At 71.4% G+C, this 10,314-nt stretch carries 8 protein-coding genes; all 8 read left to right on the forward strand.

Annotation, left to right across the window (positions count from 1 at the left end; translation table 11 throughout):
- Positions 1 to 433 precede the first annotated feature (433 nt).
- On the forward strand, positions 434 to 1,414 hold the full coding sequence (locus tag JKV81_RS06920; protein WP_202075161.1) for a formylglycine-generating enzyme family protein: 981 nt from the start codon (positions 434 to 436) through the stop codon (positions 1,412 to 1,414).
- A 66-nt stretch (positions 1,415 to 1,480) separates the two neighbouring features.
- Positions 1,481 to 2,695 carry an ROK family protein gene (locus JKV81_RS06925; protein ID WP_202075162.1) on the forward strand — a complete coding sequence of 405 codons (1,215 nt, stop codon included), beginning with the start codon at positions 1,481 to 1,483 and terminating at the stop codon, positions 2,693 to 2,695.
- Entirely contained in the window at positions 2,692 to 3,525 is an 834-nt protein-coding gene (locus tag JKV81_RS06930) for an ABC transporter permease (RefSeq protein WP_202075163.1), read from the forward strand. Before JKV81_RS06925 ends, JKV81_RS06930 begins: the two co-directional genes overlap by 4 nt.
- Positions 3,522 to 4,304 carry an ABC transporter ATP-binding protein gene (locus JKV81_RS06935; protein ID WP_202075164.1) on the forward strand — a complete coding sequence of 261 codons (783 nt, stop codon included), beginning with the start codon at positions 3,522 to 3,524 and terminating at the stop codon, positions 4,302 to 4,304. The genes JKV81_RS06930 and JKV81_RS06935 overlap by 4 nt, the downstream gene beginning before the upstream one ends.
- A gap of 62 nt (positions 4,305 to 4,366) precedes the next feature.
- Positions 4,367 to 5,356, forward strand: coding sequence for an aliphatic sulfonate ABC transporter substrate-binding protein (locus tag JKV81_RS06940; protein ID WP_129260864.1), 990 nt, complete (start codon positions 4,367 to 4,369; stop codon positions 5,354 to 5,356).
- Positions 5,353 to 6,864 (forward strand): sulfatase family protein, encoded by a 1,512-nt coding sequence (locus JKV81_RS06945; RefSeq protein ID WP_129260865.1) that lies wholly within the window; start codon positions 5,353 to 5,355, stop codon positions 6,862 to 6,864. The genes JKV81_RS06940 and JKV81_RS06945 overlap by 4 nt, the downstream gene beginning before the upstream one ends.
- Positions 6,861 to 9,230 carry a glycoside hydrolase family 43 protein gene (locus JKV81_RS06950; RefSeq protein ID WP_202075165.1) on the forward strand — a complete coding sequence of 790 codons (2,370 nt, stop codon included), beginning with the start codon at positions 6,861 to 6,863 and terminating at the stop codon, positions 9,228 to 9,230. The genes JKV81_RS06945 and JKV81_RS06950 overlap by 4 nt, the downstream gene beginning before the upstream one ends.
- Positions 9,231 to 9,505: 275 nt before the next feature.
- A partial coding sequence (locus JKV81_RS06955; RefSeq protein ID WP_236055587.1) for a discoidin domain-containing protein occupies positions 9,506 to 10,314 on the forward strand: 809 nt, incomplete at its 3' end.

Below are 10,314 nucleotides of genomic sequence, written 5' to 3' on the forward strand. Positions count from 1 at the left end.
TGCTTCCACGAGTCCGGCTTCTCACGGTCGTCGTTGCTGCTGGCGGAGGAACCGCTGTCCTTGTCCCAGTCGTCCGCCGAGGTCACGGCGTATGCGGCGGGGACGGAGACCGCGAGGACCGCCGTGACGGCGGCCGATGCGAACAGGGTGCGGGCAGAGCGCATGGATACACAGTCCTTTCGCCACCCCCGCGCTGGCCGGCTGGTTGTCGGCTCATCGGATCACGGGTGCGACGTGATCCACCGTCAGCTGAAATCCGGAGCCTCACCACTCGGGGAGGCCGCATTCGAGGGATGCGGTGGGCTCAACGTGTGACAGGGAGCCAGATGTCACCCGTTGGACGGCACGCCACGCCGAGGGGAGGTTTGGGCGGCGACGATCGTCGGTGTAGGGGCTCGGCCGGGGCGCTCGCCGGTGCTCGTAGGATCACGGGATGAACGACATCGCACCGTCCGGCTGCTGCTCCCCCGGCCGCGGGGGGTCTGACGGCCCGTCCGGGAACATACCCTCCGACCAGGCAGAACCCGAGGAAACCGCAACCGTGGCGTCCGCCGCGCAGGGGTCGGGTGACGGGATGGTGCTGCTGCCGGGCGGCTCGTTCCTCATGGGCTCCGAGGATCCGGACGGCTTCCGTGACGACGGCGAGGGCCCGGTCCGCGAGGTGCGGGTCTCCGCCTTCCGCATCGACGCGCACGCGGTCAGCAACCAGCGGTTCGCGGAGTTCGTCTCGGCCACCGGGTACGTCACCGAGGCCGAGCGCTTCGGCTGGTCGTACGTCTTCGCCGGCTTCCTGCCGGCGGCACTCCGGCGCGGCGCCGGCCGTCCGGACGCGACCCCGTGGTGGTGCGGGGTGGAGGGCGCCCGGTGGGACGCGCCCGAGGGTCCCGGCAGCGGGATCGGCGACCGCGGGGACCATCCCGTGGCGCACGTCTCCTGGAACGACGCGCGCGCTTACTGCCGTTGGGCGGGCGCGCGGCTGCCGACCGAGGCCGAGTGGGAGTACGCGGCCCGGGGCGGCCTGGAGCAGGCCCGCTACCCGTGGGGCGACGAGTTGACCCCGGGCGGCGAGCACCGCTGCAACATCTGGCAGGGGCACTTCCCCACGAAGAACACCGCCGAGGACGGCTACGCGGGCACCGCCCCCGTCGACGCCTACGAGCCGAACGGCTTCGGCCTGTACAACATGGCGGGCAACGTCTGGGAGTGGTGCCACGACTGGTGGAGCACCAACCACGCGGCGGCCCGCCGGAGCGATCCGCGCGGTCCGGGCTCGGGTGACGCCAGGGTGATGCGGGGCGGCTCGTACCTGTGCCACCGCTCGTACTGCAATCGCTACCGGGTGGCGGCGCGGACCCGTAACACGCCCGACAGCACCACGGGGAACCTCGGCTTCCGCTGCGTGCGCTCGGCCTGATCCACCTGTCATTGCGGCAACATGAATATTTTTCCGGGTCATTGACTAAAAAATCCCGGGGTCATCATGCTGGGCGCCATGCACTCACACGGTGGACCTCTCTCGCGGCTGAGGCGCGGGCACGAGGAACGCGTACTCGGTCTGCTGCGCCGGCACGGGCCGCAGAGCCGGGCCGAACTCGGGCGCCAGGCAGGGCTGTCACGCACCACGCTGTACGACATAGTCGGGACCCTGGTCGCGAGCGGTGCCGTCGTGGCGGCCGCCGCCGAGCCCGGTCCGCGCCGGCGCGGCCGCCCGGTGGAGCACCTCACCCTCAACCCCGCGGCCGGGCAGGCCGTCGGCATCGACTTCGCCCGCCGCGCCGTCCATGTGGCGGCCGCCAACGTGGCGCACGAGGTGATCGGTTCGGCGAGCCGGGCCCACCCTCCCGGGCTCTCCTGGGAGCGCCGGGTCGAGCTGGCCGAGCGGCTCGTCGCCTCGCTGGCCGGCGGCACCCTGCGGCTGTCCGCCCTCGGCACGACCGGTGCGGTCGGGGTCGGCCTCGTCGGCCCGGTCCGGACCGCCGGGGACGCCCCGGAGGAACCGCTGACGATCCTGGCGGGACTGCTGGGCAAGCGCTTCGGGGCCCCTGTGCTGCTGGACAACAACACCCGGCTCGCGGCGCTGGCGGAGTCCACCTGGGGCGCCGCGGCGGCGAGCCAGGACGTGCTGTACCTGCGGCTCTCGCACGGTGTGGGCGGCGGCCTCGTCGTCAACGGTTCGCTCCACCGGGGTGTGGACGGCCTGGCGGGCGAGCTCGGGCACATCACCGCCGACCCCGAGGGCGCGCCGTGCGAGTGCGGGGGCCGGGGGTGCCTGGAGACGATCGCGTCGATCGGGCCCGTCCTCGCCTCCTACCGCGCGCTGGGCGGCCGTGCGGACGACGTGCCGACCCTGCTGAGGGCGGTCGAGAACGGCGACCGGGCGGCCCACAAGGTCCTGCGGGCCGCGGGGACCCGGACCGGCACGGTGCTCGCCGGAGTCGTCAACGCGGTCGGCCCCGGGGTGATCGTGCTGGGCGGTGAGCTGGCCCGGGCGGGCGACGCGCTCCTCGTACCCGTACGGGAGGCGCTCGACGCCCATGTCATGCCGCTGGCCCGTGGGCGCGTGACGCTGCTGCCCGCCGGTCTCGGTGAGGCGGGCGGCGCGCTCGGCGGGGTCGCCCTCGCCCTCCATGAATCCCCGCTGCTCGCCCGCTACCCCGGGCCGGGCGGCGACGACCTTCCCGAGGACGCCACATGAGTTCCACGGAGACACCCGTGAAGCGGGCCACGCCTGTCCGGGAGAGCGCGGGGCCTGCCCGCGAGCCCCGGCGGAGAGGCCGCCCCCGCATCCCCGCGCTCGCCCTGAACCTGATCGCCCTGGTGGCGGGCATCGGCCTGTGGGCGTGGCTGGCCTCGCTCGGGATCCAGGCGCTCCCGGGCCCCGCCGCCGTGGCGGACAAGGCAGGTGAGCTGATCGCCGACGGCACGCTGGCCGACGACGCGCTGGCCAGCCTGCGACGCGTACTCATCGGCTTCGCGCTGGGCACCCTGCTGGCCGTGCCCGTGGGCTTCCTGATGGGCTGGTACCCGGTGGCGCGCGGGCTGCTGGAGCCGTACGTCCAGTTCTTCCGCACGGTGCCGCCGCTGGCCATGATCCCGCTGGCCATCGTGCTGCTGGGCATCGGCGAGGTGCCCAAGATCTTCGTGATCTTCCTGGCGGCGTTCCTGTCGAGCGTCGTGGCGGCCTTCCAGGGTGTCGTGGGGGTCGAGAGGACGCTCATCGACGCGGCACGGGTGCTGGGCGCCCATGACGGGACCATCTTCCTCAAGGTGGTCGTCCCCGCCTCGGCGCCGTTCATCCTCGTCGGGATGCGCATCGGACTGGGCTCCGCCTGGGGCACCCTCGTGGCGGCTGAGCTGATCGCCGCGCAGGAGGGCCTCGGCTACCAGATGCAGAAGGCCCAGCTCTATTACGACCTCCCCACCATCTTCGTCGGCCTCATCACCATCGGTCTGCTCGGCCTGCTGATGGACCGGCTGCTGCTGCTCGCCGAACGACGTCTCACCCGTTGGCAGGAGACCCGATGAACGCCAAGATCTCCTTCCGGGACGTCTCCCGGACCTTCCCGATGAAGCGAACCACCTTCACCGCCCTGGACGAGGTGTCGCTGGACATCGGTGACGAGGAGTTCGTCACCGTCGTCGGACCGTCCGGGTGCGGCAAGAGCACCCTGCTCAACCTGGCCGCCGGGCTGGCCGTCCCGACCTCGGGCGAGGTGCTCGTCGACGGGAAGCCGGTCACCGGGCCCGGGCCGGACCGCGGGGTGATCTTCCAGCAGTACGCGCTGTTCCCCTGGCTGACCGTGCGCGGCAACGTCGAGTTCGGGCTGAAGCTGGCGTCCGTACCAGCGACCGAGCGCCGGCGGCGGGCGGAGCGCGCCATCGAGCTGGTCGGCCTGACCGACTTCGCCGACGCGCTGCCGAAGACGCTGTCGGGCGGGATGAAGCAGCGCTGCGCCATCGCCCGCGCGTACGCCGTCGATCCGCAGGTGCTGCTGATGGACGAGCCGTTCGGCGCGCTGGACGCGCTGACCCGGGTCCAGTTGCAGGACCAGCTCCTGGACACCTGGAGCCGGGACCGGCGCACGGTCCTGTTCGTCACGCACGACGTGGACGAGGCCGTCTATCTCGCCCGGCGCGTCGTGGTGATGGCGGCCCGGCCGGGGCGGATCCAGTCGGTCATCGAGGTGGACCTGCCCTATCCGCGTACCGAAGCCATCCGGCTCTCCCCCGAGTTCGCCCGGATCCGTAACGCCGTGTGGACCGCCGTCTACCACCAGACCCCGGCCGCCACCACGGCCGCCTGAGACCCCACCCAGCCCCCCGCCTTCCACCCGCTCCCCCGAACTCCCGTAAGGAACCCTGCGCCATGCGTCTACCTCAGCGCGCCCTGACGGCGGCCGTCGCCGTGTCCGCCCTGGCACTCTCCGTCACCGGATGCTCGGGCGGCTCGTCGTCCGGCGGCGCCTCCACCGTCCACTTCGGTTACATCAGCGACTACAACGGCGCGAGCCTGCTGGCCATCGCGGACGAGCAGGGGCTGTGGAAGGAGCAGGGCCTGAAGTCGGAGTACTCGACGTTCACCAACGGCCCGCTCCAGATCCAGGCGCTCGGATCGGGCAACCTCGACTTCGGTTACATCGGTCCCGGAGCCATGTGGCTGCCCGCCTCGGGCAAGGCGCGGATCGTCGCGATCAACACGCTGGGCCGCGCCGACCGGGTCATAGCCCAGCCCGGCATCACCTCCATGAAGGACCTCAAGGGCAAGAAGGTCGGGGTGCCCGAAGGGACCTCCGGTGCGATGGTGCTGGATCTGGCCCTGGAGAAGGCCGGGATGTCGGAGAAGGACATCGAGAAGGTGCCGATGGACCCGTCCACGGTCGTCTCGGCGTTCGCCTCGGGCCAGATCGACGGGGCGGGCCTCTGGTATCCGCTGATCGACACCATCAAGGCCAAGAAGCCGAAGCTCAACGAGGTCGCCAGTACGGCGGCGAAGGACTTCGAGGACCAGGCGTTCCCCAACGCCTTCGTGGCGCCCGCCGACGGCGACGAGAAGCTGAACGCCAAGGTCGTCAAGGTCCTCCAGAAGGCCAACGACTGGCGCGCGGCGCACCCCGAGGAGTCCGTCGACGTCGCCGCCGCGCTGCTGAAGGTCGACCGCGACAAGGTGGCGGCGGACGCGGCCAACGTGGAGACGCTGTCGACGGCCGACCTGGTCGCCAGGACCGAGGACGGCACCGTGGACGGCTGGCTGGACGGGCTCGGCGAGTTCTTCGTGGGCACGGGCCAGCTCAAGAAGGCCCCGGCGGCGGACACGTACTACGAGGGTGACCTCTACACGAAGGCGTACAAGAAGTGAACCTGCTGTTCCTGATGACCGATCAGCACCGGGTGGACACCCTCGGCTGTTACGGCAACCCGCATGTCGCCACGCCGAACCTGGACCGGCTGGCGGCCACCGGCACCCGCTTCGACCGCTTCTACACGCCCACCGCGATCTGCACCCCGGCACGGGCGAGCCTCCTCACCGGGCAGGCGCCCTTCCGTCACCGGCTGCTCGCCAACTACGAGCGCAACGTGGGGTATCTGGAGGACCTGCGCGAGGACGCCTTCACCTTCCCGGCGGCCCTGACGGAGCGCGACTACCGGCTGGGGCTCATCGGCAAGTGGCACGGCGGGACCCACCGCAACGCGGCCTCGTACGGCTTCGAGGGCCCGGACCTGCCGGGCTGGCACAACCCCGTGGACCACCCGGATTACCTGGCGTACCTGGAGGAGCGCGGGCTGCCCCCGTACCGCATCTCCGAGCCGATCAGGGGCACGGCGCCGGGCGGGAACCCGGGGAATCTGCTGGCCGCCCGGCTGCACCAGCCGGTGGAGGCCACCTTCGAGCACTACCTCGCCACCCGCGCCATCGAGCACCTGGAGCGGTACGCGGCCGGCGAGGAGCCGTTCTTCCTGGCCACGCACTTCTTCGGCCCGCATCTGCCCTATCTGCTCCCGGACGCCTACTTCGACCTCTACGATCCGGAGCTCGTCGAGCTGCCCCCGTCCGTCGCCGAGACCTTCGAGGGAAAGCCGCCGGTGCAGCGCAACTACAGCGCGCACTGGGCGTTCGACACCATCCCGATCGAGACGACGCGCAAGCTGATCGCCGTCTACTGGGGCTATGTCACCCTGATCGACGAGCAGATCGGGCGCATCCTCACCCGCCTCGACGAGCTGGGGCTCAGCGAGGACACATCCGTGTTCTTCACCGCGGACCACGGCGAGTTCACCGGCGCCCACCGGCTCCACGACAAGGGCCCGGCGATGTACGAGGACATCTACCGCATCCCCGGCATCATCCGGATCCCCGGGGCCGCCCCGCAGGTCAGGGACGAGCTGGTCAGCCTCACCGACTGCACCGCCACACTGCTCGAACTGGCGGGCTGCGACCCGTCCCCGGCGGTGGACAGCCGCAGCCTGGTCCCCCTCGTCAAGGGGGAGACCCCGGACTGGCCGGGCGAGCTGGTCGCGGAGTTCCACGGCCACCACTTCCCCTACCCGCAGCGGATGATCCGCGACGACCGCTACAAGCTCGTCGTCAACCCGGAGTCGGTCAACGAGCTGTACGACCTGGAGGCGGACCCGCACGAGCTCAGCAACCGCTACACGCACCCCGAGTTCGACGCGGTGCGGGCCCGGCTGATGCGGCGGCTGTACGTACTGCTGCGGGACAGGGGCGACAACTTCTACCACTGGATGACGTCGATGTACGACATCGGCGCCTCCGACCACGACCCGAGCCTCAGCGCCTTCGAGACCGATGACACGACCTGGACCGCGACCGCGGATCCGGGCGGAACACTCGCGGAGACCCCATGAGACGCACGCGAAGGACGGCCCCCTCCCGCTCCCTTCCCCGGTGGGCGGCCGCGGCCGCCGCCCTGGTCTGGCTCGTCACCCTCGCCTCCGCCCCCTCGCACGGCGCGCCGAGCCGTCCGGAGGCAACGAGGACGTACACCAACCCGGTGTCCGCCGGGGCCGTCGACACCTTCCCCGATCCGGCGATGATCCGCGGCAAGGACGGCCTCTGGTACGCCTACGGCACCCAGAACCCGGTCATGCAGAGCAAGGGTGAGGACGGGGAGCGCATGCTGCCCGTCCTGCGCTCGGCCGACATGGTGACGTGGGAGTACGCGGGCGAGGTCTTCACCCCGGAGAACAAGCCGGCCTGGCACGAGGGTTCACGGCTGTGGGCGCCCGAGGTGCGCTACGCCCGTGGCCTGTACCACCTCTACTACTCGGTCCCCGGGCGCAACACCGTCGGCCTCGCCACGTCCGCCACCCCCACGGGCCCCTGGACCGACCGGGGTGCCGTGCTGCCCTCGCCGAGCGGCTGCCCGGCGGGCAACATCGACCAGGCGCAGTTCACGGACACGGACGGAACGCCCTATCTGTACTGGGGCAGTTACGACACGATCTGTGTCGCGAAGCTGAACGCCGACCTCTCCAGGACCGAGGGCGAGGTCACGCAGGTGGCCCGTGGCCGGCGCGTCGAGGGCGGCTTCGTCGTGCGGCGCGACGACTTCTACTACCTGTTCTACTCGGACGCGGGCTGCTGCGACGGCGCGTACAGCGGCTACCAGGTGAAGGTGGGACGGTCCACGAGCCCCACCGGCCCGTTCACCGACGACGAGGGCACCGATCTGATGGCCCTCACCAGCAAGGCGGGCGTGGTCGTCGGGGCGAACGGCAACCGGTGGATCGGCCCCGGTCACAACTCCCTCCAGACGGACCTCGCGGGCCAGGACTGGCTGGTCTACCACGGCATCCCCGCCGAGTCCCCCGATCTCGCCCCGGCGTCGAACGGCACCCTGAAGCTGACCCGGCGCCCGATGCTCGTCGACCGGCTCGACTGGATCGACGGCTGGCCGGTCGTACGGGCGGGCGCGGGGCCGTCGGACGGGCCGACCGCGGCGCCGGTGACCTCGTGGGCGGCCGGCGGGACCTTCAACGACGGCGGGCTGTCGGGCTGGCACGCGGAGGGCGAGGCCGCCTCCGGCTGGTCCGCCGCGACCGACCCGGACGCGCGCGGCCACGCCGTGCACACCCCGGGTGCCTCCGGGGCGGGCGCCGCGTACCTCGTGGCCGAGGGCCGCGCCCCCGCCGACCTGCGGGCCGAGGCTGACCTGAGGGTGACGGCGGCCGGTGGCGCGGCGGGGCTCACCGTCGCCTACCGGGACCCGGGCAACCGGGTGGTCGCCTGGCTGGACCGGGCACGCGGCGCACTCGTCACCGACGTACGCGTGGGCGGCAGGAGCCGTGGTGAACAGGTGACCGCGCTGCCGTCCGGGTTCTCCTGGAACACCTGGAACAACGTGTCCGTGGAGCTGCGCGGCACCCGGCTGACGGCCGAGGTGACGGGCGACAGGCTCCGCGACCCGGTGGCCACGCAGTCACGTGTCCTGCCGGCCGCCGCCGTGCGCAAGGGCGCGGTGGGTGCCGCCGCGCGGGGTGCGGGTGCGGCGGCGGACAACGTGGGGGCGGCCGCCCTGTACCGGCCTGTGACGAAGCGGGTGGCACTCGATCCGCCGGGCCGGCTGCTGCGGGAGTACAGCGACGAGTTCTCCACCGCCACGGTCCCGGGCACCGGAACCGCCTCCCCCTGGCGGTGGGTGCGCGGTCCGGCCACCGGGGTCACCATGTCCGGCGGGGCGCTCTCCTGGCCGACGCAGGACGCCGAGCTCCATCTGGGCACCAACACGGCGTCCGTACTGCTGCGGGACGCGCCGAAGGGCGACTTCACGGTCGAGACGAAGATGCGGTTCGCTCCCGGTCAGGCGGCACAACAGGCCGGTCTCGTGCTGTACGAGAACGACGACCGGTGGTTCAAGCTCGTCCACTCGGTCCTGCCGCTCACCAACGGCGACGGCGCGGTGCTCCACGTCAGCGAGTTCGGCAAGGAGGGCGAGCGCCCCACGACCACTCCCCCGACGGCGGTGGCCAACGCCCCGATGTTCGGAGGCCCGCCCGCCGACACGATGTGGCTGCGGATGGCGTACCACCGCGACACCGCTCACGGGGAGCACGAGGTACGCGCGTCCACCAGCCGCGACGGCGTCCACTGGTCCGTGAGCGGTGTGTGGACCCTGCCCGTCCGGGGCGATCTGAGGATCGGCCTCGTCTCCCACAACCGGTCCGGTGTGACGGCGGAGTTCGACTACGTACGGACCTACGCCGCGCCCTGAGACCAGCCGCCATTTCCTGAACCCATGGCCTGTCGGATCTCACGCTCCGTCACCGAGGAGGGCGCCCCCAAGGGGTCATCACCACGTCGCCGTCATCAGTTCTTGTCGTCAACAGGCCCTGAGACATCTGTTGTTGCACATCTCTTGACGCGTTCGTAACAAGGGGTGGAGTATCACGCACAGCCGGAGAGAGCGCTCTCCGGCTGTGCGCGTCGTGTACCCGCCCCACGACTCAGGAGATCCCCTTGTACGCACCTCCGAACCTCCACAGACCCTTGACCGCCCCGACCGGAAGACGCGGCGCCGTGCTGGCCGTCATCGCCGGTCTCGTCCTCTCGCTCCTGGCCTTCGTCCCCCAGGTCCCCGCGAGCGCCGCACCCACGCTGCTCTCGCAGGGGAAGACGGTCACCGCCTCCAGCCAGGAGAACGACGGCACTCCCGCCGCCGCCGCGGTGGACGGGAACAACGGAACGCGCTGGGCAAGCGCCTTCTCCGACCCCCAGTGGATCAAGGTCGACCTCGGCGCCGCCGCCTCGGTCAGCCAGATCGTGCTGCGCTGGGAGGCGGCCTACTCCACCGGCTACCGGATCGAGTTCTCCTCGGACAACAGCAGCTGGAGCACCGCCTACTCGACCACCACCGGCCCCGGCGGCACGGAGACCCTCAACGTCTCCGGCACCGCCCGCTACGTCCGGCTGACCGGCACCGCGCGCGCCACCGGATACGGCCACTCACTCTGGGAGTTCCAGGTGTACGGCACGACCGGCGGAGGCGACCCGCAGATCCCCGGCGGCGGTGACCTCGGCCCGAACGTCCTCGTCTTCGACCCCTCGACCCCGAACATCCAGGGCAAGGTCGACGAGATCTTCAAGAAGCAGGAGTCCGCGCAGTTCGGCACGGGCCGCTACGCGCTGATGTTCAAACCGGGCACGTACAACAACATCAACGCCCAGATCGGCTTCTACACCTCCATCGCCGGGCTCGGACTCAAGCCCGACGACACCACCTTCAACGGCGACGTCACCGTGGACGCCGGCTGGTTCAACGGCAACGCCACCCAGAACTTCTGGCGTTCGGCCGAGAA

The organism is Streptomyces silvae (assembly GCF_016745505.1).
Classification (GTDB): Bacteria; Actinomycetota; Actinomycetes; order Streptomycetales; family Streptomycetaceae; genus Streptomyces; species Streptomyces silvae.